This window comes from Streptomyces sp. RFCAC02, assembly GCF_004193175.1.
Taxonomy (GTDB): Bacteria; Actinomycetota; Actinomycetes; order Streptomycetales; family Streptomycetaceae; genus Streptomyces.
This window is the reverse complement of sequence record NZ_SAUH01000001.1, coordinates 5,103,339-5,128,616: the sequence shown is the minus strand read 5'-3', so window position 1 is coordinate 5,128,616 and position 25,278 is coordinate 5,103,339. Positions and strand designations below refer to the sequence as shown.

Genomic DNA, 25,278 nt, shown 5'->3' with positions numbered 1-25,278 from the left:
CCGTAGCCGTGCGTGGGTGCGCGGGCGGAGACGGGTGGGCCGTACTCGCCCTGGACGGCGCAGGTCTGACGCTCAGTCATCAATGCGACGTGCTGCGACGGGCACCGTTCAATCGCCCGCCGGTGCCGCCGAGAGGTTCCAGTACGCCGCGTAACGGCCGCCGCGGCGCAGCAGTTCGTCGTGGGTGCCCTCCTCCACGATCCGGCCGTCGAGGAAGACGACGCGGTCGGCGTCGCGGACGGTCCGCATCCGGTGCGCCACCGTCACGACCGTCCGGCCCGCCATCAGGCGTTCGACGCCCTCGTGGACGGCCGCCTCGTTCACCGGGTCGAGGGCCGAGGTCACCTCGTCGAGCAGCACGACGGGGGCGTCCTTCAGCAGTGCCCTGGCGATCGCGACCCGCTGGCGTTCGCCGCCCGAGAGCCGTGCGCCGCCCTCGCCGACGCGTGCCGCGAAGCCGCCGGGCAGCCGCTCGATCACCTCGTCGAGACGGGCCGCCGCGACCGCCGCCCGCAGCTGCGCCTCGTCGGCGCCGGGGCGGCCGAGCCGCACGTTGTCCTCGATGGTGCCGTCGAAGAGGTGGACGTCCTGGAAGACGATCGCGATCCGCGCCATCAACGCCTCCGTGCCGATGGCGCGCACGTCGACGCCGCCGACGCGCACCGCGCCCGCGTCCACGTCGTGGAACCGCGCGAGCAGGTGCAGCAGGGTGCTCTTCCCCGTGCCCGACGGCCCGACGACGGCGAGCCGCTGGCCCTGCGGCACGGAGAACGACACCCCGTCGATGACGGTGCGCCCGCCGTGCCGGAACACGACGGAGTCGAACTCCAGATCGTGGCCCGCGGGCTCGACCGGTTCCGGGGCTTCCGGGAGCGGTTCGGCGCTCAGCACCGCTTCGAGTCGCGCGAGGACGTGGCGCGCCCCGCGCAGGCTGCCGGCGATGTGCGTCAGCGACAGCAGCGGATCGGCGCAGCGGGCGGTCAGTACGAGGATCGTCAGGACCTCAGCCGTACCGATGTGCCCGCCGAGCGCGAGGTGGGCGCCGAGGGCCAGCAGGGTGGTGAACGCCACCTGCACGGTGAGGGTCAGGCCCAGCGTGCCGGGCAGCGAGGACAGGACCCGGCGGCGGGAGGCGCGTTCGACGTCCCGCAGCGCGTCGTCGAGCAGGGCGAACCGTTCGGTGGTCCGGCCGCCGGCGCGCAGCACCGGCTGGGCGTCGAGGTACTCGATGACCCGCCCGGTGGCCTCGTGGTCGCGTTCCTGACGCTCCGCGTCGCCCGCGGTCGTGGAGCGTCCCGCCCAGAGGTGGATCGCGGCGACGACGGGTACGGCGGCCAGCGCGGCGAGCCCGAGCCGCCAGTCGAGGGTGAGCAGCACGGCGACGATCGTCAGCGGGGTCGCGATCGCGGAGATGGACGGTGCGAGCAGGTGCACGATCACGCTCATCGCCTGCAGGACGCCGGGGCCGGCCAGGACGGACACCTCACCGACGCGGCTCCCGCCGTACCAGCCGATGGGCAGCCGGGCCAGGTGATCGCCCAGCCGGTGGTACATGCCGCGCAGCAGCGCCGTACCGGCGCGGAACCCGGACATGTCGCTGACGTAGCGCAGCACCGCGTAGACCGCGACCGCGGCCCCGAACGCGGCCAGCCAGGGCCGCGCGTCCTCCGGGGAACTCCCGAACAGCGCCCGCAGGATCGGCGCCAGGAGCGCGTAGGACAGGCCCTCGGCCACCGCGGCCGTCGTCATCAGGGCGACGGTACGGCGCACCGGCCGGGCGTGCTCGTGTCCCAGTACGCGCAGCAGTGTCCTGATCATCGGGTCTCCTCCTCATGTCCGGCGCCTCGGCCGGCCCGCCAGAACGCGGCGAACTCGCCATTCCTCGCGAGCAGTTCGCCGGGGGTGCCGTGTTCGACGATGGTTCCGTCCCGCATCAGCACGGCCGTGTCGGCGTCGGCCACCGTCTCCTGACGGTGGGCGATGAGCAGGATCGTCCGTGCGCCGCCGAGGGTCGTCAGGGTCCGGCGCACCGCCTGTTCGGTCTGCGGGTCGGCGAAGGCGGTCGCCTCGTCGAGCACCAGCACGGGGGTGTCGGCGAGCAGCGCGCGGGCGATCGAGATCCGCTGCGCCTCACCGCCGGACAGGGTGGCGTCCTCGCCGAGGACCGTGTCGTAGCCGCGCGGCAGTTCGAGGACGCGCTCGTGGATGTGGGCCAGCCGGGCGGCGCGCACCACCGCCTCGTGATCGGCGTGCGGTACGGCCAGCGCGATGTTGTCCGTGACCGACGCGCGCAGCAGGCGTACGTCCTGGAGGACGCAGGAGACCGTCCGGTGCAGCTCCCGGCTGCCGATGTCGCGCAGGTCGACACCGCCGAGGACGACCGATCCGTGCGTCGGGTCGAAGAACCGCGGCAGGAGCTGGGCCAGCGTCGACTTGCCGCTTCCCGACGGACCGACGAGGGCGGTGACCGTGCCGGGTTCGAGCACCAGGTCGATCCCGCGCAGCACCTCGCGGTCCGCCTCGTAGCCGAAGCGGACGCCGCGCAGCTCCACCCGGTGCCCGCGCGGCGGCACCGGCTGCCTCGGTTCCGGCAGCGGCTCGACCGCCAGCACCTCGCCGATGCGGCCGACCGCGCGCCGAGCCGCCCGCAGGTCGTCGAATCCGTGGCCGAGGGCCGCGACCGGCGCGGTCAGGCCGAGGCCGAGCAGCAGGAACGGCAGCAGGTCCGCCGGAGGCAGGCCGCCGCCCGTGACCAGGGGCACGCCGCCGGCCAGCACGGCCAGCAGCACGAACGGCGGCGACAGCGCCAGCTGCATGGCCGCGGCGATCCCGGAAAGGCCGCGCACCCAGCGCTTGAAGGTGTCGACGAAGGCGTCCACCGCCACGCGGAAGTCGTGGTGGGCGCGCCCGGACGCGCCGAACGCCTTGACCACGGCGATGCCCCGCACGAACTCGACGACGGTGTCGGAGATGCGTCCCATGGCCCGGTCGAACTCGGCCTCCGTCCGCTGCCTGCCGGGAGTCATCATCAGCGGGACGAACGCGACCGCGAGCACCACCGGTATCAGGGTGATCAGCGTCAGCCGCCAGTCGATCGTGAACAGGTAGACCAGCGACACGAGCGGCACCACGAACGCGGAGACGAGTTCCCCGGGCGTGTGGGCGATGAAGGGGTGCACGGCGCTCACGTCCTCCCCCACCACCTTCGCCAGCTCGCCGGTCCCGCGCCGGGAGAACCAGCCGATCGGTGCCCGCCCCAGCCGCGCGGCCAGGCGGCGGCGGAACGACAGCTGCACCCGCCCGTCGAGGAGGTGCCCGATACCGGACGACGCGGCCGTGCACAGCAGCCGGACGAACAGGCCGGCGGCGCCCGCGACGACGACGGCACGGACATGGCCGTGGTCGGCCGGCCCGGGGGCCAGCAGGGAGCGCCCCAGTTCGGCGACCGCGAGGAGCGGTGCCAGGCCCGCGACGGCGCCGACGGCCTGCAGGATCACGACGGCCGCGAACGTCCGCGCGTGGGGCCGCAGCAGTCCCGCCGCGCCCGGACCGGCCGGATCGGGGGCGCTGGCCGTGGCCGTGGCCGTGGTCACCGCGGTCACCCGGCCAGCGCCCGGCGCACGGCCGCGGCGAGTTCGGCGACCTGCCGCTGCGAGACGTCGGCGGACAGGATCGCCTGCGACCCGTGGAAGGTGCCGGGCCACTGGTGCAGTTCCACGGTCACGCCGGCATGGAGGAGGCGCAGCGCGTAGGAGATGTCCTCGTCGCGGTTCGGGTCGAACTCGGCGGTGGCGATGTAGGCCGGCGGCAGACCGGACAGGTCGGTGGCCCGCGCGGGGGCCGCGTACGGTGTGGCGGGCCGGGAGCCCAGGTAGTGCCGCCACGCCGCGGCGATCCTGTCGCTGTCGAACCAGGGCGTGTCCGTGAAGTTCCGCCGCGACCAGGTCTCCGGCCGGTCGTCGAGGCAGGGCTGGTTGAGGAGCTGGAGGCGGATGGCCGGCCCCCGCTCGTCGCGCGCCCGCAGCGCCGTGGCGGCCGCCATCCCGGCGCCCGCGCTGTGCCCTCCGATCGCGATCCGTTCCGGGTCGATGCCGAGCGAGGCCGCGTGCCGCGCCGTCCAGTGGAGCACGGCCCACGCGTCGTCCAGGGCGGCCGGGAACGGGTGCTCGGGCGCGAGGCGGTAGCCCACCGAGATCACGACGGCGCCGGACGTCTCGGCGAGCCGGGCGGCCCAGGCGTGCTCGGCGTCCAGGCCGCCCATGACCCACCCGCCGCCGTGCAGCCAGATGACGGCCCCCAGCGCCTGCCGCGGGCGGTAGATCCGCACGGCCACGTCCGGGTCGCCGGGCACCGCGCGGTCCTCGATCTCCAGGTCGGTGACGTCCGGCTGCGGCCTGGCACCGGCCAGTTCGGCGAGGACCGCGCGCCCGGCGACCGGGTCGTCCATGTCGATGTCGGGGAACAGGGGGACGAAAGCTTCGAGTTCGGGATCCATGACGGCCATCCTCACGGCCGCCGGCCCGGAGTTCATCCGCCGTCCGTCGCGCGTCCCGCCCCGATCACGCACCGATCGGCGCCGCTCCGCCGTGCCGAAGGCCCTATTCTCCGGCTCATGGAGGCACTTGCGGTACGGCTGTCGCACCTCGACGCACAGGCCGGGGGCGCGATCCGCGTCGTCATGTTCTACGACACGCTGATGCGCCGGCGCGTGGATCTCCCGGCGCTCGCGCGGGCATCGGCGGGCCTGGCCGGCTGCGTGGCCGGGATCCGGCTCCACGGCACGGGGCGGACGGTCCGCTTCTCGCCCGGCGGCGGGGCGGCGACGGCTCCACCGGGCGACGCGTCCGGCACGGCACCCGTCACGCTCGACGACGAGGAGATCGGCACCGCCTGGCTGGAGCGCCCCGGCCGGCCCGATCCGCTCGACGAGGTGCTGCTCGCCCGCTTCGCCATCGCCGTCGCCGCGGTCGTCGAGCGGTACGGTCCGGCCCGCACCACCATGGCGGACCCCGCCCTCGTCGAGCTCGTCATCAGCGCCGACAGCGACGAGGCCGCAAGGGCACGGGCGCTGCGGCTCCTGGGCTTCGCCCCCGACCTGCCGGTGCGCGTCGCCGCCGTGCGGTCGCGGGTGCCCCTGGACCGGATCGCCGGCCTGATCTGCCCGGCGCGCCCGGTGAAAGCGGCGCCGATCGCGGACACCGGCGTCATCCTGGCCACGACCGTGGACGCCGCGCGATTCCCGGCCGGCACGCGCGCGGGCATCAGCCACGCCCACTCCCCCGACCTGGCGTGGCAGCAGGCCCGCACCGCCCTCCGCTTCACCGGCCCCGGTCGCCCCGTCGTGCAGCACGACGAGTTGGGCGCACTCGCGCTCCTCGCCGAGATCCCACCGGACGCCTCGCGTGAGAACGCCGATGTCCAGGGCGTGGCGCGCGTCGCCGGCTCGCCCGACGACCTGGAGACCCTGGACGCCTACTGCGCCACCGGTTCCCTGCGCCGCGCAGCCGAGACGCTCCACCTGCACCACAGCAGCGTCGCCCGCCGCGTGGAGCAGATCGGGAGGACGCTCGGCCTCGACCTCGCCTCGCCGACAGGGCTGACGCGGGCCAGGATCGCCCTCACCGCATGGCGGCTCCTCGGCGACTGAGGGCGGTGCCGGGGGACCGATCGGCTCCCCGGCGATGTCCTACCCGGACACGCGGTTCCCCGGAGGCGCGTCCGGGTAGGAACGGTGGGTTGTACGTCGGGCTCCGCCGGGCGCGTGGCCCGGGGGAGCCGGTCCGCGTCCGGGACGGGGAGGTGCGGCGTGCGGATATGGGACGAACTGTGGGCCGGCCGGTGGGAGCGGCGCGCGACGGCCCGTTCGGGGCCTGCCGCGCCACGTGCCGCCGGCCGTCTGTGCCGGGCGTACCGGCGGCGGACGTACCCCTTCGTGGGCGCGCTCGTGCGCGTCATGTGCCGGGCCGTGGACGAGCGGGCCGCGGGACGCGCCCGCGCGGCGCTCGAACAGGCCTGGGACGGCGAGCCGTCGGCGCGCGGCGCCATCTGGTACGCCATCGAACGCATGGGTGATCTGCCGTACCCGGCGGCGCTGTTCCTGACGGCACCGGTCCGGGACAGCCGGTTCGTGCCCGCCGTACGGCTCGTCGGGGCGCTGAGCGGCGGGCGGCACGACGACGGGCTGCTCGGCGCCGACCACATCGTCGAGGCGGCACGCTCCGCGAGCGACCCGCGCACGCGCCGGGCCGTGCAGGACGTGCTGCGTGTCACGGACCATCCGGCGCTGCTCGACGCGATGACACGGCTCTTCACCTGGTCGCTCCGGTCGCGGCAGCAGGGCGGCGACGGGGTGCTGTGGGACCGCGAGGGCCGGCCGACCGTGCTGACGCACCTGCTGCTGGAGAACCCCCACGCGTACCGGCCGCCCCAGCCGTACGAGGCGGACCCGGACGCGGAACCGGCCGTTCTCGCGATCCTCAAGGGCCGGCCGGACGCCGTGGCACACCATGACGCGCGGCGACTGGTGCCGGTGCTGCTGAGCGTGCTCGAACGGCGGCTCCCCGCCGCCGTCTCCGAGCCCTGCCGCCGCGTCCTGCGCGACCTGCCCCCGGGACCCGCTCGGGAGGTGCTCTGCCGGCACGCCATGGACGGGGACGCGACGGCCCGCGCCATCGCCGCCGACGCCGGCCTGCGTCCCGCCGACGGGAAACGGCTCCCGCTGTTCCTGTTCTGCACCGAGCAGTGGGAGGCGTACGACCGGATCGACCCGCGCGGCGCGAAACTGCGCGCGTACCGCCGCTCGTACGGGGACGCCGACTGGGAACGGCTCACGGAGGTCGCCGAACGCACGGGCCGCGCCTGCCCGCCCCGCCCGCGCCCCGCGAGGACTTCCTCCCGGCGAACGGCACCCACGTTCAGACCCGGCGGCACCGGAACGGCGGGCACAGGCGGTTTCTCCGTCCACGGCGTCTAGGACTCCAGCCGTGGACCGTGGTCCCGACGGTGAGGGGCGTCCTTCTCCGGCTGCCCGAGTTCACCGCGACGGAAGGCGTCCCTCATCCCGCTGAGCTCCGCGGTCGTCGCCGGGGTCCGCTCCGGTGCGGGTGCGGCCACCGTTGATCATCGGTGACAGCAGGTCGCAGCGTGGACCCCGACGCGGACAGCGGGACGCTTCACACGGGTCGAATCCCGGCGCCGGCTCTCCAGAACGATGTACGTGCGCCTCAAGATGGACCCACCCGTGGGGCGGTCCCATCGCGGTCCGGGGGTCCGGCGCCGGGACGAGCTGGTCCTCGACCTGTCCGGTGGCGGACGGACGGTCTCGGGCCGCCGTTCCGCCGCCCGGCGGCGGACTGAACGGGCCGCTGGTCAGTCCGGCCTGGCCTCGATCCGGTCGACGGCGCGGCGCATCAGGTCCACGGCCGACACCCCGTACGTCTCCTCGACGGCCCGCGCCGCGAGGTGGCAGGTCAGGAAGCGGTCGACGGGCGTCAGGCCGAGGCGGGTCAGGTGCAGATAGGTGTGGTTCAGCAGCACCCGGTACCGCAGGAAGTCGGGCCGCGTGAACACCTCGCGCTGGTACGCCTCGCTGCCGAAGACCGTGCGGTGCAGGTCGCTGTACGCCAGGTCGCGGGGCAGGCCGCGCACCCGGACACCGGCCGGCACGCCCGGGAGTTCGGGCACGGGCAGGGCGCGGGGCGCGTCGGGGCGGGCCAGTTCACCGCGGGCGATGAGAGGTTCGGCGCGACGTCCGTGGTCGGCCAGGAGGGCGGCCCACTCGCGGACGAACGGCGGTGCGGGGGCCGCCGGATCGTCCAGGGCGCCCGTCACCGCCCGTACCAGCTCGACCAGTTCGCCGCGCCGCCGGGCGAAGGCGGCCTCGAAGCGGGCGCGTACGGCGGCCGGGTCGCCGCAGCCGCTGAGGAAGCCGTCGGCGTGCGACCGGAACGACAGGAAGCTGCGGGTGAGCGGCGGCGCCCCCGCGTGGGCGGTGGCCAGCAGCAGGGTCACGGCGAGGCCCTGCCTCGTCCCGCGCCCCTGCCGGATGTGCTCCAGCATGGCGAACAGCGGGCCGGTCGCGTCGTCGTAGAAGGCGGTGAGGGCGTCCGCCGCCGCGTCGGCGCCCATGACGTGACGGCGGTCGGCGTACGGCTCCTCGTGGAGCGAGTTGTCGGGGTACCAGGGCGTGAGCGGCCCCTTCTCCTGCTCGCGCAGGGCCAGCAGCCGGTGCCGGGGCAGGGCCTCGTCGGGGTCCAGGACCGTGGTGGAGGGGTGCGCGCGCAGGTGGGCGCCGATGGTGGCGGTCAGGTCGGGGCGCACGGATTCGCGCCAGCGGGCGGGCTCGGTGCGGACGTTGATCCGCAGGTGGGGTCCGCGGCGCCAGTGGCGCAGTACGTGGGCGCCGCTGACGCGGTCGGCCACATGGGCCAGCGCCGGGCGGACGGCGTCCAGCAGCAGGGCGTCCTTGTCCGGGGCGTAGTAGGCGACGTGCAGGCTGTGCCAGCGGGCGGGCGTGGTCGGGTTCATGCGGTGCGGCTCCCGTCGGGTACGGGCTGGGGCGCGGCGGGTCCCGCGAGGTCGAGCAGGGTGCGGGCGAGGAGGAACGCGAGCAGGCCCTCGTGGTCGGCGGTCACCCCGAGGCGGTTGCTGAGCAGGTGCGCGCAGCGCAGGAGGACCAGCCCGACGGGCCGTTGGTCCGGGGCGATGGCCATCGCCAGCGCGCCCGGGGGCGATCCGGGGTCGCGGGGGTCGAACGCGCCCTCCGCCCGCCGCCGCAGCAGGCCGTCGCGCAGGACGGCGATGGAGTGGGTCCAGGCCGCGAGGGGCGCGGCGGCCGGGTCCGGCGGGGCGGGGCGGCGGGTGGCGGCGCGTTCCCACAGGGCGCGGGTCTGCGCGGTCAGCCGGTCGGCGTGCCGCGCGTAGTGGTCCTGCGCGCCCGCCGGGCCGCCGGCGCGCGAGGCCCGTCCCGGCGCTGAGCCGGCGAACGCCGCGGCGGCCAGGTCGTGGCGGGGTTCGCACACGGCGAGCACGCACGTGAGGGCGGCGAGGACGAGCCGGGCGCGGGCCTGCCGGCCGGCGCCGGAGCCGATGAGGGCGAGCGCGATGTCGGCGGACTCGGTGAAGTGCTGTTCGACCAGGTCGAGGCAGGACGCGTCGCCGTACGCGTCGTACTCGGGCCGGTACGGCACGTCGGCGACGGAGTCGGGCGGGCGCAGGGCGGTCTCGTACGAGGTGAGGCGTTCCCCGGCGGCCATCCTGGCGGCGAGTTCCGCGTACCGCTCGTCGCCGATGGCGCGCACGGACGGCGTGGTGGCGAAGTGGGCCGCGGCCCGCTCGCCGACCAGCCGCCGCAGTTCCGGCGCCGCCTCCGGGGCAGTGGGCAGGAGGCGCAGCCGTACATGCAGGCCGCCCTCCCAGTAGCGCAGGAAGAAGTGCCGCCGCAGCAGGCCGCGTTCCCGCGCCTCGTGCACGACGGGCGCCACGACGCGCCGCGCGAGGAGGTCGAGGTCGCCGTCGTGGAAGAGGTGCGCGCTGACCCAGCGCGGGTCGCCGTTCACCGGTCGTCCCGCACGGCGGACAACTGCACCAGGTACTCGGTGACGCGCGGCCCGTGGTGCGCGTGGTGCGGCGCGTCGGCCGGATCGGGCAGCGCCTCCTCAAGGACCACGAGCGCGCCGGGCGGCGCCGCGGTGACGGCGCGCACCAGACCGGCGAGCAGCGGCGGGCTGGCCGCGTCCGTCCAGAACGGTTTGCGGGCCTTCCCGACCAGCCCGTCGCGCATGCCGTCGCGCATGCCCTCGTCGAGGGTGACGCTCGGGTCGACGACACGGGCGAAGAAACGGGCGGGCGCGCCGTGATCGCGCAGCCAGCCGGCGAACCGCACCAGGTGCGCCGCCTGCGACTCGCCGCGCGCCGGCACGGGGAAGTCGCCGGCGCGCAGCCGCCAGCAGGCGCGGGCGAGCGTGACGCGTCCGACGTCGAGCCGCGGCCACCGCTCCACGACGCCCGCGTCCGGCACGCGGGCCCCGGCGCGGAACAGCCAGCCTGGCGGCATCACGGTGGACGGGTCGCCGAAGACGCGCACCAGGAAGCGCAGGGCGGGCGGCAGCCAGTGCTCGGCGACGAGGCCCAGGTGCAGGGGGCGTACGGGCCTGCCGTCGGGCGCGCGGAGCGTGAGCAGGCCGGTCGCGGGGTCGGTCGTCACGGTGAGGTCGGCCGGGGACAGCGGGGGCGGCTCGGGCGCGCCGCCGGTGCCCGGTCCCGCGCCGAACGGGTAGGCGAGCGCGGCGTCGGTGGTGGGCGGCCGGAGGTTGAGGGCGCTGGCCAGTTCGCCCCGGTACTCGGCGCGCAGTTCCGGGCCGGGCGGGGCGCGCAGCCCGTCGGGCTCGGGGACCTCTCCCCCGGCGAGCCCCACCAGGTGGTGCAGCCGTCCGAGGCCGCGCCCGTGCCCGGCCGTCATGGCGTTGAGCACGACGCGCAGGCCGTCGGGTCCCGTGACGGGCTGGACGTAGGCGCAGACCGAGTCGAGCGCCCTGATCCACGGGGGCCGGCCGGCCGACAGCCGGGCCGGCAGGTCCGGGTCCACGCGGACGGGGGCCGGCCGCGCGTCGGGTCCCGCGCCCAGCAGCGACCAGACCTCCTTGCGGACGGCGCCCAGCTCCCGCATCCGCGCCACCGGGCTGGTCAGCAGGGTCCTGGGGTGGGGGACGAGGGGGTTGTGCAGCAGGGCGCGGAGGCCGCCTGCCAGCTCCGGCGCGGCGTCCTGCCCGTCCGCGTGCACGGCGCGGTAGAAGGCGAGCGCGGGGACGACGGCGTCCGGCCCGTAGCGTGCTGCGAAGTCGGCGGCGGCGGCCAGTTTGACGGGCAGTTCGAGGTCGAAGACGGACAGCAGGCGGCGCACCGCGTCCAGGTCGTCGAGGACCGGCGTCCAGTCGGGGAGCGCGGCGTGGGCCGCGGTGCCCGGCAGGACGGCCGTCTCCAGGCAGAGGTTCTTCTCCGGCAGGCGGGGCGGCGCGCCGGTCAGCTCGGTGAACGTCGTCTCCAGCGCCGCGCGCGCGGCGGCCGGTGCGGTGTCGGGCGTGCCGCCGGGCGGCAGGGCCGCGCGGATCCGCCGCACGGACGCGAGGAGCGCCGGGCGTTCCGGCTCGTCGGGCGGCAGCGTCCCGGCGAGCCAGGTGTCGAGGGCGGCGAGCGGGTCCGGGCACTGGTCGCCGTGCGGCGGCAGGAGTTCGAGCAGTCCCGCGTCGATGAGTGCTTCGAGTCCCCGCGCGGTGCCGGCGCCCCCGCCGAGCCGCTGCCGCAGACCGGCGAGGGTGAGGCCGGGCGTACCGCGCACCTCGGCCAGGACGTGGCGGACGGAACCGGTGGACGGGACGCCCGCGAGCCGTTCCGCCGTGCCCGCCGCGAGGAACCAGACGCGCATGCCGTCGTCCGAGGCGGTCGGGTTCACGCGCAGCCGCGCGCGGTCCCGTACGGCGGGGCACCGTACCAGCGCGGCCCACAGCCGGGTGGTCTGCGCGCGGTCCAGCTCGACGACGCTGCGCCAGGACAGGTCGTCGGCGGTGCGCACGGCGGGTCCCGCCGCGGTCCACCGGCCGAAGCCGCTGTAGGCGAACGACACGTACGGGCTGGTCTTGGCGGCGGCCCGCGCCACGTACCGGGCGAGGCTGAGCCGCGCCTTGCGGTCGGCGGGGCGGCCTGGACCGGCCAGCCAGTCCGCCAGGTCGGCGGAGAGGGTGGGGCTGCTGAGCGCGAGGGCGCGGCGGAAGTCGGGCGCCGACGCGGCGGCGGCGATCGCCCCGTCCGCCGCGCGGGTCTCCGCCGCGAGGAGCGCGGGCAGCGCCGCGGTCTCCTCGGTGTGCGCGAGGCGCCGCTCGTCCCAGCCGCGGATCCCGCGCGCGAGCCCGTCGGGCAGGGTGGCGAGGACCTCGGGGGCGAGACTGCGGGCGGTGGGCCTGCGGCCGGTGAACAGGCTGCGGCGCAGCGCCACGAGGAGCGGTTTGACCGGCGCGCGGGACGGGTCGGCGATGGCGTCGTGCAGCGTGTCGGCGAGGCGTGCGCCGTCGGCGGCGAGCCGGGCCGCGTCCTGTGCCAGGCGGTCGGCCGCCGCCCAGGCGCGCGGCGCGCGCAGCGACTCCACGGCGGCGACGGGCAGCCCCGCGACGCGGACGCCGAACACCGGCGCGACGACGTACGCGCGGCCCTCCGGCCGGATGCCGGCGGGGGCGTCCGGCGCGGTCAGCACTCCGCCGGCGGGTGACGTGCCGCCGGGCGCGGGGTGCGTGCGGTCCTCGGGGGCGGTGGCCGGCGGCAGGTCGGGCATGTCGGTGCTCCTGGGCGCGGGGACGGCGGATCGGGCCGGACGCGCCGGCCCCCGGGGGGTGCCCGGGCCGTGCGGCCCGGGCACCGGGTGGATCAGATCTCCTCCGGCACGAAGCAGCTCATCGCCGTGCTGTAGCAGGAGCAGTAGCCGGGGGAGCAGGAGGCGCCGGTCTCGATGGCGCCGTGGCCCTCGGTCATGACGGAGTCGGCCGGCAGGACGTCGATGGTGTCGACGTCCAGGCCGTCGAGGTCGAGGGTGAACTCGTGGTCGGACATGGTGGTGTCTCCTTCATTCGGTGGTGGAGGGAGCGCACACCGCGCCGGCGGGTGCCGCGCGGTGCGCACCCCGGGGCCGTCGGGACGGTTCCCCGGGGCGCGTTTCGTGGCCGCGTCCTCAGCGGGGGCGCGGGAGGGGTGGGACGGTCGGGTCGGGCGGGCCGGCGGCGCGCGGGAACGGCGCCAGCCGGCGGGTCAGGGTCGGGCCGCCGAGGCGCGGCCGGCCGACGGCGAGGAACGACAGGCCGCGCGCGTCGGCGCCGGCCACGCCGAGCGCGGTGTCGGTGACGGGATTGGTGCCGTCGGAGTGGATCCGGGCGGTGAGACCGAGGGCGGTCGCGGCGAGCGTTGCGCGGTGCACGGCGTGACCGGCGCGGGCCTGCTGGACGCGGTACCAGCGGTCCCCGTGGGTGGCGACGCCCGACAGCGGATCGCCCACGGGGACGAGCACCAGGGCGGCACCGCGCAGGGCGAGACGTGTATTGGCGGCCAGGGAGGCGGTGGTGAGGGCGGTCACGGTGTCGGGGCCGCCGGTCGCCATCAGCGTGTGCCGGTGCGGGTCGTACCGGTAGGCGCCGACGGGCAGTTCCGAGACGCGCAGGGCGAGCAGGTGGAGGGTGACGGGGTCGGGCTCGTACAGGTCCAGGGGCACGGTGGCGGCGGCCAGCAGGGTGGCGAGAGTGGTCGGTGACACCGGTTCGGGACGGAAACCGGCCGCCGGGGAGACGCGTTCCGCCACACCGGCGGCGAGGCGTACCGGCGCGGGAGCCGGGAGCGGGAGCGCCGGGGCCGCACCGTCCCGGCCCTGCGGGCCGACGGCCCCGGGCGCGGACGACGGGCCGGCAGAGCCCCCCGGCTCGAGGCGGGTGTCCACGCCCTCCCCGGCGGACGGCTGCCCGGGACGCGATGTCTCGCCGACGTCGCCAGTGGACGGCGGGCCGGTGATCGCCGCCTCGTCCAGCGGCACGGGCAGCGGAGCGAGACGCACAGCGGTATGCCGTTCGGACTCGATCCGACCGTCCGGCGGAGCCGTTCCGGAACCGTCCGCGCCTGCGGAGGCCCCCGGCGCGAGGCGGGCGACCACGCCCTCCCCCGCAGACGGTCGCCCCGGACGCGAGGCTGTGTCCGACGGGGCCGTGCCGCCGGGAGCGGACGGCGGAACGGCCTGTCGGGGGAAGCGACGTGACGCGGCGTGCAAGGTCACGGCCGCGAGGTCGGCCGGCAGCGCCGCACCGAGACCGGCAGCCGCGGCGTACCCGCCGTCGGACTCCGGCGGGGCGGCGGCCGTGTCCGGCCCGGACACGACCGGACCGCACAGCGCGGCAGCAGGCCCGGGCGCGGCCGGCGGATCGACATCGGTGCCCGGGCCGTCCGGCGCAACCGTGCTCGAACCGACGGCGGCACCGGACACGGACGGCGCGCCCGCGAACGCCCCATCCCCCGCCTCCACGGACGGCTCCGGCGCGGGACGCGAAGCCGCGCCCGGACCGGAGACGCAGAGACCACCCGGAAGCGTCGCACCGGTCCCGGCCGCGATGGCCGACCGCTCGACAGCAGGCTCGGACGCGGCCGGCGGATCGGCCTCGGTGCCCTCGGCCGGTGAGTCCGCCGGCGCGTGCGGGAGTGGTGTGCCCAGTCGCGGGGCCGCGCCCGACCCGGTCGCCGCCGGAACGGCCGGCGCAGCCGCATCGGGACCGGCGACCGTGGGCTGACCGGCGCGCGAACCGGGACCCGAAGCGGCACGCGCCCCGGGCTCGAACCGCCCCCGCGATGGAGTCGATCCGGCACTGACGGCGGCACCGGCCACGAACGGCGCGCCTGCGAACGCCCCCTCCCCTGCCTCCACGGACGGCTCCGGCGTGGCCGCGCCGGAACCCGTGGCGGCCTCGGTCGCGGCAGCGCGCGACTCCGTCGTGTCCGCATCGGCCGGCAGGTACGCATCGACGGAATGTCCGCCGTCGGACCTCAGCCCTGCGGCGACCGTGCCCCGCGCGGGCCACGGGCCGAGACCGGCACCCGTGGCGCCCTGTGCCCCGGTCACCGACCGGCCGCCCGGCAGTGCCGCGCCGGGCAACGTCCCCTCCCCCGGCGGAACCGCGCCCGGGCCGACAGCGGGTGCCGGACCGGCAACCCCGGTTTCCCCCGGCCGCGAAGCCGGACGCGGCGCGGCGGGCGCCGTACTCCCCGCGGGTGGTGCGTCGCGACGTACGGCGCCCCCGGCCGTGGCGGACGGGAACGACACGGTGAGCAGCGCCATGCCGCTCTCCCGCGCGCCGTCCAGGCCGAGCAGCGCGTCCACGTCCTCGTCGGCGAAGGACAGGTGCGTCGTCACCCACCCGCCCAGCGCCTCGGCGACGGCCGTCGCCTGCGCGGCCAGCACGCCCGTCTCCTGGCAGATGAGGCGGTAGCCGAACTCGCCGTAACCGGCGAGCGTGCGCCGGAACACGGCGGTCAGGACGATGACGGCGTCCGGCGGTCCGGCGGGCGGCCGGTGGAGCGTTCCGGCGAGAGCGGCCGACAGGTCGCCGCCGTGGACCCGCTCCAGGGCGTGGTGGACCGGCGCGTAGTGGTGGAGACCGGGACCCGGGTACGTGTCGCGGCGGCAGGCCACGTACGCCTCCATCGGGTGCAGCGCGCCCCCCGACGGCGCGGGCCGCCCCGCGAGCACGACCGGCGGCATGGCGGCGGGACCGCCCGCCGACGGCACCGGGTGGCACCACGTCGCCCGTACGACACCGACCAGGTTGTGCAGCAGCTCCCCCAGGAAGACGGCTTCCCCGTCCCGCGCGGACGCGGGCGACGGGCCGCCCGGCAGCGGGACACGGGGGGCGCCGGGGTAGTGCTTGGCGCCGGCCGGTTCGTCGCCGGCGGGCAGGGGGCGCGGCGGCGCGTCCCGCACCGTACGCAGGTAGGCGCGCAGCGCGGTGCCGGGGCGCGGCGGTGCTTCGGGCTCGGTCACGGGCGTACCTCCTCGTCGGGCTCGGTCGGTCGGCGTCGGCAGGTGGTGGTGCGGTCGGGCGCGGTCAGGGGAACGGGTGCGGGTGCGGGTTGAGTTCGCCGGGGGTCAGGTCGCGGTCCGCGTGCCCGAGCCTGCGGGGCGCGCTCAGCAGGCGCGGCAGGCCGTGGACGCGGCGGTGGCGGTGTCCGAAGGTCATCGACGCCGTCCCCGGCACGATGACCTTCGCGCTGCGGAAACCGCCGGCCCGGTGCTCGGACGCGGTGGTGTCCACGGCGATGACGTCGAGGCCGGTGCGCAGGTAGCGGCCGACGAGGTCGGCGAGGCCGGCGCCGATGTCGCCGGGGTCGGTGCGGATCGCCCGGCGCGCGGGCGGGTGCGCCGGGCCGTCGAACGGGAGGAAGCCGAGCCGGCGGGCGGCGTCCGGGTGCCCGTACAGGAGGGCGTGGTCGTCCATTCCGTGCACCGCGTCGGCGTCCGCCACCAGGCGTGCGGCCGCCGTGGCGTCGTAGCGGCGGAGCAGGCCGGCGAGAGCGGGGCCGAGTTCGACGAGGGCGCCGAGCAGGGCGCGTTCCGGGTCGGGGTGGGCGCCGGCGGCGCACATCAGGGCGGGCCGTCCGCCGGCGCCGCGCGCCCGGTCGACGGCCACCACCCACAGCGCCGGCACGCCCTGCTCCAGGGTCGTGTCGAAGGCCGTCACCTCGTAGCCGAGACGCTGCCCGATGTGCTCGGCGGTGACGGGGACGCGCCGGTCGGCGGCCGCGTCGAGATCGACGCGGGGCGCGGGCAGCCGGGCGTACCAGGTGGTCAGGAACGCGTCCCGTTCCGCGACCTCCAGCAGGCCGTGGAGGATCGCCTCCGTCAGGCTGCCGCCGAGGGCGCAGCCGTTCGACGTCTCGTAGAGGTGCGCCCGCTCGGCGGCGGGGCGGGGGCCGTAGTACGCGTACGCCTCGGGCACGAGCAGCGGCCGGCCCTGCGCGAAGGACCAGCCCCACACCCAGGGGACGGGCCGGTCGGGGTCGAAGCGGGCGAACGGTGCGCCGGGCCGGTCGTACCAGTCGTCCGGGTACTCGCCGAGCGCGCGGGGGTCGAGCGCCGTGTCGGCGACGTCGGCGAACGCGGCCCGGACGGCGGTGCGACGGCCGCGCGGACGGATGCCGGCGAGCCGTTCCAGGGCCTCGGTCAGGGCGGTGAGGCGCGCGGCGGCGTGATCGGCGGCGCGGCCGTAGCCGTGCTGGCCCGCGCGGGTGGCCAGCGCCGGGCGGAACCGTGCCACGGCCGCGACCGCTCCCCCGTCGGGGCCGTCGGCGAGGGACTGCACGACGCCCGTCTCGGCGTCGACGTAGCGGCCGGTCAGCTCGGCCTCGAGGCCGGTGAGTTCGCGGACGCGGAGGCCGCCTGGGCGCGCGGGGCGTACGGGGCGCGGCTCGGGGCGGCCGGCGCCGGGCCGGTCGTCGGGCAGGCGTCCGCAGTCGGGGCACAGTGGGTCGGGCAGCAGCAGGTGGCGGGAAGTGCGGCCGTCCGTCAGCCGGACGCGCAGGACGGCCCCCTCCGTGCGGGGCGGTGCGGCGTCGTGGCGCAGGCGGTCGATGTCGTCGGTGACGAGCGCGGCGACCGTGGCGGTGATGAGCGGGGTGAGGAGGGTGTTCGGCCGGGCGGTCACCTCGGCGCCGTACCGTTCACGCAGTGCGCGCCGGCCGGCCGCGTCGGGGCGGTTCACGGCGCGGCGGCGTTCGGCGCAGGTCGGGCAGCCCGCGCGGCCGGGGCGGACCAGCGGCCCGGCGCACACCCACCCGGTGTCCACCCGCACCGGCAGCCACGGCACGTCCGGCGCGGCGGGGGCGGCCACCCGCTCGGTGTCGGCGACCACGACGAGCGCGGACGCGCCGTGGGACGCCGTCGCGGGGACCGTCGTGTGGCCGGCGGTGCGCAGGGCCGCGCGGACCGCGGTGTGCAGACGGCCCGTGCCCGCCAGCGCGGTCACCGGCGCGGCGCGTTCACCCGCCGCCGTGGCCCGCACGGCACTCGTCGTACCGGTCATCGGACGTCACCGCCGTCACGGTGCGGGGCAGCGGGAACGTTCGGCGTCTCAGGCATCGGCGCTCACCACCGCCACGGTGAACGGCAGCGCGTGGCCGTCCGCCAGCGGCACGGCCACCGGGACACGGCCCGCCCGCCGCAGGGCCTCGGCCAGCACCGGGACGGCGGCCGCCGGGTCGCCGCCGACCGGCCACGGCACCGGTCCGGCCGTCGCGGCGCCGTCGCCGGTCTGCCAGCGCGCCAGCACCCGTTCGAGACCGTCGGCGACGGCGTCGTCCGGTGTGGCGGCGCACGTCAGCGCGACCGTCCGGCCGGCCTGGAGGAAGGCGAACGCGGGCAGCCCGAGCGGCGGCGTCAGGTCCCGCACCGACGGCTCGGCGCCGGCGGCGGCGAGCAGGCGGCGCAGCTCGGCGGCCCGTCCGGTGAGGCCGTCGTGGAGTGGCGCGGCCGGCGGGAGTCCCGTGGGTCCGGCGGCCGCGACGCGCTCCGCGAGCACGCCCTCGTACGCTCCGCGCAGCGCCGCCGCCAGTGCGTCCGCCCAGGTGGCGCCGCCCGCGACGCCCGTACCCGCCACGGCCCGCAGCGCCTTCGCGGGGACGGCGCGCGGGCGGCCGGTGTCCGGCTCCACGCCGAGGACGGAGCCGCCGTCCACCGAGGCCACCCCGTGGGCGGCGAGGGCCGACATGACCGCGCGGGCGCGTGCCTCCGTACGGTCCGTGCCCCAGCCGAGCAGCGTGGGAGCGGCACGGTCCGCGAGCGCGGCGCGGCACACCGCGAGCGGGATCTGGGGGAGGTCGTCCTCGTCGAGGAGGCGCAGCAGTCCGGTCCTGGCGTCCACGAGCGGGGCGGCGCGGCGCAGCAGTTCCTCCGCCGGCACGGGCGGCAGGGAGGCCAGTTCCGCCACCCGGGCGCGGATCTCCGCATCGCCGGACGGCGACCGCCGGGCGGGGGCCGTGACCGCGACGGCCGAGGGATGGGGCACCACCCGGTGGGGGACGGAGTCGAGGCTGTGGAGGTCCACGTGGACCAGGACGGCGGCCGGGGAACCGTCCGCCGGCCGGGGTCTGTCGAGGCCGGTGACGTGGGAGAACGCGGCGAGCGTCAGCCGGCCTGCCAGCAGCGCCGGGACGGAGCCGGTCAGCAGCTCGGGCGCGGCCTGTCCCCCGGCGGCGGGCGGGGTCAGGCGGAGCCAGCCCGACTCGGCCTGTGTGCGGGCGGGTGGACCGACCTCCGTCAGCCACGCCTCGGTGGGGTGCAGGAGCAGTTGCCCGAGGGCGGCGCCGCCGCGGTGGCAGGCGCGGCAGCCGTCGACGAGGTCGGCCGTCTCCGTGGCCACCTGCAGGACGACCGTGCCGGGAAGGGCGGCGAACGGATCGGTGTCCGCCGGCAGGGCACGGACCGACTGGGCGGGGTCGCGCCGGGCGCGGCGCGCGATGTCCTCGACGCGGAGCGGATCGGCGCCGGCCACGCGCACGTCGCGCCACCCCGCCGTGAGGGCCGCGCCGACCAGGGCGTCCAGCACGGCGCCGGCCGCCGGGGCGTGGGCCACGAGGACGAGGCGGGCGCGCCGCACGCGCTCGAAGCGGTGCTCGGGCGAGTCCACCGCGTGGGCGATGAACGCGATCTCGTCGGCGTACGTCCGTGTCTCGGCGTCGGAGAGGGTGTGCGGGCGGTCGGGGCGCGCGTCCACCACGAAGTCCTGGGCGGCGAGCGCGTCCACGAGCCCGGTGATGACGTCCCGTGTCGGCCCGGGGAGCCCTCGGGTGAGGTCGTCGAGGGTGCGTTCACCGGTCAGCAGCGGGGCCAGCCGGGTCAGGAGCGGGTACGCGCCCCGGCCCCGGAGGGTGCAGCTTCCGTTGTCGCCGTGGACGAGGACGTCCCCGTCCGTGCCCTCGGCGAATCTGACGTCCTGACGTAGTCGCGGTCGCATGCCACCTCCCCGTGGGAGCGCTTCCATGAGCCGTGGGGGACAGTAGGGCGGGCGCTGAAATCACGTCAATACTCGTGCAACAAAGGAGAGTTCGTACACCATGAGCCCCTCGTTAAACATTCTTCGCGCACGTGATTCATCTGCCTTCGGAGACACTTCGAGCGAAGGGCTGGCGCGGCGGCGACCGGTCCGCAGGAGCGGATGTCCCACCTGATGCAGAGCGTGGCGTGCTCGCCGCAACGGCACTCTCCGACCATCCGGGTCACACGTGGGGCGGCCGGAGCAAAGCAGCGCCATCGGGAATCACCGGACCACAAAGGTCAACTTTCAATGAACGCACGTCCCGGTCGAGCGCCATCGACGGCCCCGGCAAGCACCCCTTCGGCTTGGGCGCGCTCCCACCAGACACGGCATCGCGGCCTCCGCCCCGCTGCTCGGCCATCGCACCGGCGGCTTGCAGAGAGGCCCTGCCGCACGGGCCCGACCGACTGCCGGAACGAGCCGCCGAGCGACACCGTCGATGAAATCCGCTCGCCCCGGACGCGTAGCGAAGGGAACCTGGCCGAGTTACGTCGACCGAATCCGCAGCGATCGCCCTGCAGGACCATGCCGCCCTCTGGAGCATGGGGGAGATCACAGCGATCGATGTGGTGAACGCCGCCTGTGATGCGCTTGTCGCCGGACTCGACACCCCTGGCCTCCGGATCCTCGCCGCCTGCACGCGCGCCGAGGCGGTCCACGACGTCCACGACCTGCTTCCCGCCGCACTCGGCGAACTCGGCCTCACCTTCCATCCGGTCGCCAGCAGGGCCGGTCACGAAGCCGCCGCCCGCGCACTCGCCCGCCGCACGCTCTCCGGGGAGTTCACTCCCCGGGAGTTCACCTCCTGGGTCCACCGGCATCACGGACATGAGCTGCCCCTGACCGAGCGCCTCGCCGAACTCGACGACGAGTACGACACCCTCGACTACGGCGACAGGACCGTGGACCAGGTCGCCGCCGAAGCCCGCCGCCTCGCGGCCCTTCCAACGGATTCGCCCGACTGACGGGCCGACCCGCGAGTTCTCCCGCACCCACGGACCTCTCCGGGCGCGAGCGGGTGCGGTGCGGAAGACGCCGCTCGCCGGCGGACGGGATACGGCTGCCGTCCGGTGCCCGGACCCGACTCGGCGTCACACCGGGTCGGGCGCGCTCGCCAGGGCGGGCTCCTCGGTCACCGCCCGGTCCGGGGCGGCGGCACGCAGCGCCGCCTCGACCCGGCGGTTGCTGGTCATGGACGCCGTGACGGCCGTCATGGTGAGAAGGAGACCGGCGGCGGCGTAGAGCGGGGTGCGGATGTCGTAGGCGGTGGCCAGCCAGCCGCCGACGAAGGCTCCGACGGGGGCGGCGCACATGGCCAGCATGCGGGAGGTGGAGGCGACCCGGCCCATCAGGTGGGCGGGGACGATCGCCTGCCGCAGGGAGGGCGCGAGCACCATCGTGGCGCCCATGCCGGCCCCGCAGACGGCGAGCGCCAGCCCGGCGGCGTACGGGTTCGGGGCGCCGGCCAGGCCCAGGACGGCAAGCCCCTCGACCGCGGCCGTGCAGGTCAGCGCCGCGCCCGTGCCGAGCCGCCGGCCGAGGCGGGAGGCGATGCCCGCGCCGAGCAGGCCGCCGGCGGCCTCCGCCGTGAGGAGCAGGCCGAAGCCCTGCGTGCCGATGCCCAGGTGGTCGTGCGCGAAGAGGGCGAGGACGGTCTCCACGGCGAGGAAGGCGACGTTCCCGACCGCCGGGCGGAGCGCGAGGCCGAGCAGCAGACGGTCACGGAAGACGTACGAGGCTCCGACCCGCGCCTGCCGGAGCAGCGACTCGCGGACCTCGGGCACGGGCCGGGGCACGGCGGGCAGCGTACGGACGAGCAGCGCGGAGAACAGGAACGACACCGCGTCGGTGAGCAGTGGAACCGCCCGCCCGAGCGCGAGCAGCGCGCTGCCCGCCGGTGGCCCGGCGAATCCGGACATGGCGGTCTGGGCGCCGCGCAGGCGGGAGTTGGCGCGCTCCAGGAGCGCGGGGTCGCGGCGGAGCAGGTCCGGCAGGTAGGCCGTGGCGGCCGTGTCGAAGAACAGCCCGCCGAGGCCGAGCAGGAAGGCGACGGCCGCGAGCAGCGGAATGCTCAGCACGTCGAGCGCGGCCGCTGCCGCCGGTATCACGAGCAGCACCGCGCGCGCCGCGTCCGCGACCCACATGGTGCGCCGACGGTCCCAGCGATCCACCAGCGCGCCGCCGAGCACGCCGAAGAGCAGCCACGGCAGCGTTCCGGCGGCGGTGACGACGGCGAGCGCCATCGGATCCCGTGTCAGCGTCAGCGCGATCAGGGGCAGCGCGGCGTGCGACACCCCGTCGCCGAGCGAGGACACCGTCTGGGCGGTCCACAGGCGTCCGAACCCTGTGGGCAGCTTGCTCATGTCCGCGGTCACTCGGCGTCCTCCTCGGCCTGCTCGCGCCGTGCCGGGCGGAATAGCGCGAAGACGAGCGACGTGTCCGGGAGCGACGGGTCGGACCGTTCCCTGTACTCGTCCGCCAGCGCCTGGAGCCGCGCTCCCAGCTCCGCGAACTGCTCGTCGGTGAGCCGCAGATGAGCCATCCGGACGTGCCGTTCGCCGTCCGCGGGCGACGCCTCCAGGTCGGCCACCGCGTGGCGCATCAGCATGTCCGGCCCTCCTTCGCCGGGGTCCGGCAGCTCGATCTCCGGCGCGGCCATCGCGTAGTACCGCTCGGTGACTCCCCGCACCTTCCGTGTCCGCACCACCTTCACGAGGCCGGCCCGCTCCAGCAGCCGCACGTGGTAGCTGGAACTCCCCTTCGCGAGGCCGACCCGTTCGGCGATCTGCGTGATCGTCGCGGGTTCGAAGCGGAGCACCGCCATGATGCGGTGGCGGGTGAGGTTGGAGACGGCGCGGAGCTGCTCGTCGGTGGTGACGTGGAACGTCCCGGGACGGTCGTCGGTGGGCATGCGACCAATGGTCAACGTTTCTTGACCATTGCGCAAGAGGTTCCGGGCACGGACTTCCGGCGGGCCGGGAACGGAACTTCCCGTACCCGGGGCCGCTCGTGCCCGGGGTCCGTGGTGCGCCCTGTCACGTGTCCCGTGAGGTCGTCGCGCGGAAGATGTCGTAGTTGCAGCGCTCGATGTGGTCCGCCGTGCGCAGTCCCTCGGCCAGTGACGCGCGCACCGGGGCCCAGCCCGGACGGTCCCCGTCCGCGAGCCATCGTCCGGCGGTGGCGAAGTAGGCACGGGCGCGGTCCACCTGCGCTCCCACGACCCGGCGCAGCGGGCCGGTGGCGCGCCGGGCGGCGACGGCGCGCACCAGGTCGTCGCGGCCGAGTCCGCACGCGCTCAGGTCGTCGAGCGGGAAGTACACCTTGCCGACGCGGGTGTCCTCCTCGACGTCGAGGACGAAGTCGAGCGTCTGCAGCCCGAATCCCCACGAGACGGCGGCGTGCTGTGCCGCGCGCGACGGCGGACGGCCGTCCGGTTCCAGCAGGACGGCGAGCCAGCGCGACGGCTGCCCGCTCACCCCGTGCATGTACGTCTCCAGCTCACGCAGCGTGGGGTAGGCGGAGCGGTCCATGTCGGCGCGCAGCGCCCGGCTCGCCTCGCGGATGCCCGCCTCGTCCAGCCGCCACGTCCGTGCGAAGTGCGCGAAGGCGAGGGAGACGAGACGGCCCGCGCCGGTGTCGTCGCCGTCGTCCGGCCCGGCGAGCGCCGTGTCGCCGGCCGCCAGGACGCGGAAGAACGAAGCGGCGAACGCGTCGTACCGGCGCCGGCGCGTCGCCGGAGCGACGCCGGGCGCGTCCGCCAGGTCGTCGGCGTGGCCGCAGAAGGCGATCATCGCGTCCCAGTACGGCCGTACGGCGGGGCGCAGGCGGTTCCGCAGCCAGGAGTGCGCCGCGTGGTCGTCCGTGCGAAGAATCGTTTCGCAGCGGGTGAACGCCGCCCGCAGCAGCGGCTCGCGGATGCCGGCGAGGTCGAGTTCGCGGGCGCTCATGAGGCGGGCCGGGTCACGATGAACGCCTGCCGCTCGCTCCGGCTCAGCGCCACCTTCCCCGCGTAGATGTCGTCGATGAACGCCACGTGCCGGTGGTAGATCCCCGCCGAGCTCGGCACGCCCAGCAGGCCCGGCGTGTCCAGGAGGAGAGGCGTCTCCGCCAGCAGGTAGGCGGCGGCCTCGTCCAGTTGATCGGCCGTCGGGCTCGCACCGTCCAGATGGCCCCGGAGGACCGGTGCGACGACGCGCGCGACGCTGTCGCGGGTCGCCGCGTCGTCGCGGTACGCCTCCTGCGCCCGCCGCAGCAGGTCCCGGTAGACGGCCGACGCCTCGATCTCGGCGAGCCGGAAGACCGTCAGGGTGCCCGGGCGCAGCGCGGCGGCCGCCGCGGCGCGTTCGACCCGGTTGCGGATGCGGGACGCCTCGGAGGACGTCTTGCGCCGCGCCCGCCCGGGCGAGTACCCGAGGGCCAGCAGCGTGTGGGTGAACGCGGAGTCCGGGATCATGACGTGCACGGCGCGGCAGCGGGCGGCGGCCCAGGTCAGGAGTCCCGTGATGCGGCTCTCGCTGAAGTAGCTGTTCCCCGGGGACACCCCGATCAGGGCGTGGTCCCCCCTCTTGAGGATGCGGTCGCAGTTGTCCGTCAGCGGCTCGGTCGTGAAGGCCGGGACGAAGGGTGCGGGACTGCTTGCGGTCATGTGACGTCGGTCCCTTCCGGAGGCGCTGTCACGGCGGTCCCCGGAAGCGGGGCCTGGCGCGTGCGCGCGGCCGGCCCCCGCTCCGCCCGGATGACGGCGGAGAGCGCGAGGAGGTAGGCGAGGTCCAGCAGGAGGCAGGCGATCGAGCAGAAGGGCAGCCAGGGTCCCGGGTGGGTGGACGGGTCCAGGTACCAGCCGGCGCAGGCCGCCGCGGTGCCGACGAGCTTGGCGGCGGCAATGCCGAGCGACTGGCCCCGGCTCGAACGCCGTGCGGCGAGCATCGCGAGGAAGAGGCCGGACATGGCGACGTTCATGCCGTAGCTGGTCAGGACGGCCTTGCCGTCGTCGTACTGCCGGGCGGCAATGTCGAGTCCCGCGTAGGCGAGGGCCAGCACGGCGATGAAGGCGGCGATGAACCGGCCGTGCGTGAGGTAGGGGAACTCGCGGGGGCCGAAGCGCAGCACGGTGTACAGGAGTCCGCAGTCGACGACGAACCAGACCGCGCCGATCAGGATCTCGGCCTGGGCGGTGCCGGTCGCGGCGGCCGTGTGCGCGGTGGACCGGACGAAGACGAACTGGAACTCCCAGCAGATGTTCATCGCGAGTGCGACGATCGGGACGGCGTAGGTGCGGTCCCGTACGCCCGTCCGGATCGCCAGCACGTAGGTGAGTGTCCAGAAGAACCCGCACAGCACGGTCAGCAGCATGCGCAGCGTGTCCGTGACCACGGCTTCCCCGGTCGCGGCCGATTCCCCCGCGATGCCCGCGACGATCCCGCCCATGCCGTCACGCCCCTACGTGTCGCCCATCGGCCGATGGGAACTCCCGCTCTAGGGCATTCCCGGGTTCGCATCCTTCGCGACAGCGCACAAGAGCGCCGGGCGGCGCGGGGACGCGGACATGAGCCCCGGACGCGTACCGCCCGCCGGCGCCCGCGCCGGACCCGCCCCGGCGGAACGGCGCGTGTCCGGGGCCGTCGGCGCCGGACGATCCATCAATCTATGAATTCAGGCTTTCGTGTACTAACGT

18 protein-coding genes are annotated in these 25,278 nt (G+C 76.2%); 3 read left to right on the top strand and 15 right to left on the bottom strand.

The window, feature by feature from the left end; genetic code table 11:
- Positions 1-108: 108 nt before the first annotated feature.
- The 3 genes from EMA09_RS23690 to EMA09_RS23680 are packed head-to-tail and all read right to left on the bottom strand — an operon-like array spanning position 109 to position 4,495.
- Complete coding sequence (locus EMA09_RS23690; protein WP_129843000.1) at positions 109-1,818, bottom strand: ABC transporter ATP-binding protein; 1,710 nt, start codon at positions 1,816-1,818, stop codon at positions 109-111.
- Positions 1,815-3,593 carry an ABC transporter ATP-binding protein gene (locus EMA09_RS23685; RefSeq protein WP_240796533.1) on the bottom strand — a complete coding sequence of 593 codons (1,779 nt, stop codon included), beginning with the start codon at positions 3,591-3,593 and terminating at the stop codon, positions 1,815-1,817. Before EMA09_RS23685 ends, EMA09_RS23690 begins: the two co-directional genes overlap by 4 nt.
- A 5-nt stretch (positions 3,594-3,598) precedes the next feature.
- Positions 3,599-4,495 carry an alpha/beta hydrolase gene (locus EMA09_RS23680; RefSeq protein ID WP_129842998.1) on the bottom strand — a complete coding sequence of 299 codons (897 nt, stop codon included), beginning with the start codon at positions 4,493-4,495 and terminating at the stop codon, positions 3,599-3,601.
- 117 nt (positions 4,496-4,612) lie between these two features.
- On the opposite strand from EMA09_RS23680, the gene EMA09_RS23675 reads away from it, so the two are divergent.
- Positions 4,613-5,647 (top strand): helix-turn-helix domain-containing protein, encoded by a 1,035-nt coding sequence (locus tag EMA09_RS23675; protein WP_129842997.1) that lies wholly within the window; start codon positions 4,613-4,615, stop codon positions 5,645-5,647.
- A 159-nt stretch (positions 5,648-5,806) separates the two neighbouring features.
- Positions 5,807-6,973, top strand: a complete 1,167-nt coding sequence (locus tag EMA09_RS23670) for a hypothetical protein (RefSeq protein WP_129842996.1) — start codon at positions 5,807-5,809, stop codon at positions 6,971-6,973.
- A gap of 395 nt (positions 6,974-7,368) precedes the next feature.
- Here the strand turns inward: EMA09_RS23670 and EMA09_RS23665 are convergent, their stop codons facing one another.
- The 7 genes from EMA09_RS23665 to EMA09_RS23635 form a co-directional block, all read right to left on the bottom strand.
- Positions 7,369-8,526 (bottom strand): thiopeptide maturation pyridine synthase, encoded by a 1,158-nt coding sequence (locus EMA09_RS23665; RefSeq protein ID WP_129842995.1) that lies wholly within the window; start codon positions 8,524-8,526, stop codon positions 7,369-7,371.
- Complete coding sequence (locus EMA09_RS23660) at positions 8,523-9,557, bottom strand: lantibiotic dehydratase C-terminal domain-containing protein (RefSeq protein ID WP_129842994.1); 1,035 nt, start codon at positions 9,555-9,557, stop codon at positions 8,523-8,525. Before EMA09_RS23660 ends, EMA09_RS23665 begins: the two co-directional genes overlap by 4 nt.
- Positions 9,554-12,322, bottom strand: coding sequence for a lantibiotic dehydratase (locus tag EMA09_RS23655; RefSeq protein ID WP_129842993.1), 2,769 nt, complete (start codon positions 12,320-12,322; stop codon positions 9,554-9,556). Before EMA09_RS23655 ends, EMA09_RS23660 begins: the two co-directional genes overlap by 4 nt.
- A 92-nt stretch (positions 12,323-12,414) precedes the next feature.
- On the bottom strand, positions 12,415-12,597 hold the full coding sequence (locus tag EMA09_RS23650; protein WP_129842992.1) for a hypothetical protein: 183 nt from the start codon (positions 12,595-12,597) through the stop codon (positions 12,415-12,417).
- 118 nt (positions 12,598-12,715) lie between these two features.
- Positions 12,716-15,556 carry a SagB family peptide dehydrogenase gene (locus EMA09_RS23645; protein ID WP_129842991.1) on the bottom strand — a complete coding sequence of 947 codons (2,841 nt, stop codon included), beginning with the start codon at positions 15,554-15,556 and terminating at the stop codon, positions 12,716-12,718.
- A gap of 64 nt (positions 15,557-15,620) precedes the next feature.
- The gene (locus EMA09_RS23640; protein ID WP_129842990.1) at positions 15,621-17,594 is read right to left on the bottom strand and encodes a TOMM precursor leader peptide-binding protein; all 1,974 of its coding nucleotides are present in this window, start codon (positions 17,592-17,594) and stop codon (positions 15,621-15,623) included.
- Positions 17,595-17,642: 48 nt separating this feature from the next.
- Positions 17,643-19,523: a hypothetical protein gene (locus tag EMA09_RS23635; RefSeq protein ID WP_129842989.1), complete on the bottom strand. Its 1,881-nt coding sequence runs from the start codon at positions 19,521-19,523 to the stop codon at positions 17,643-17,645.
- Between the two features lie 623 nt (positions 19,524-20,146).
- Here EMA09_RS23635 and EMA09_RS23630 point away from each other — a divergent pair.
- A complete protein-coding gene (locus tag EMA09_RS23630) occupies positions 20,147-20,569 on the top strand; it encodes a hypothetical protein (RefSeq protein WP_129842988.1) in 423 nt (140 codons plus the stop codon).
- 126 nt (positions 20,570-20,695) lie between these two features.
- Here EMA09_RS23630 and EMA09_RS23625 read toward each other — a convergent pair whose 3' ends face one another.
- From EMA09_RS23625 to EMA09_RS23605, 5 genes are all read right to left on the bottom strand, one after another.
- A complete protein-coding gene (locus tag EMA09_RS23625; RefSeq protein ID WP_240796532.1) occupies positions 20,696-21,979 on the bottom strand; it encodes an MFS transporter in 1,284 nt (427 codons plus the stop codon).
- Positions 21,976-22,515 (bottom strand): winged helix-turn-helix domain-containing protein, encoded by a 540-nt coding sequence (locus tag EMA09_RS23620; protein ID WP_129842987.1) that lies wholly within the window; start codon positions 22,513-22,515, stop codon positions 21,976-21,978. Before EMA09_RS23620 ends, EMA09_RS23625 begins: the two co-directional genes overlap by 4 nt.
- A gap of 124 nt (positions 22,516-22,639) precedes the next feature.
- Positions 22,640-23,551 carry a squalene/phytoene synthase family protein gene (locus EMA09_RS23615; RefSeq protein WP_129842986.1) on the bottom strand — a complete coding sequence of 304 codons (912 nt, stop codon included), beginning with the start codon at positions 23,549-23,551 and terminating at the stop codon, positions 22,640-22,642.
- Positions 23,548-24,249: a tRNA-dependent cyclodipeptide synthase gene (locus EMA09_RS23610; protein ID WP_129842985.1), complete on the bottom strand. Its 702-nt coding sequence runs from the start codon at positions 24,247-24,249 to the stop codon at positions 23,548-23,550. The genes EMA09_RS23615 and EMA09_RS23610 overlap by 4 nt, the downstream gene beginning before the upstream one ends.
- Positions 24,246-25,031, bottom strand: coding sequence for a hypothetical protein (locus EMA09_RS23605; RefSeq protein ID WP_129842984.1), 786 nt, complete (start codon positions 25,029-25,031; stop codon positions 24,246-24,248). The genes EMA09_RS23610 and EMA09_RS23605 overlap by 4 nt, the downstream gene beginning before the upstream one ends.
- Positions 25,032-25,278 lie beyond the last annotated feature (247 nt).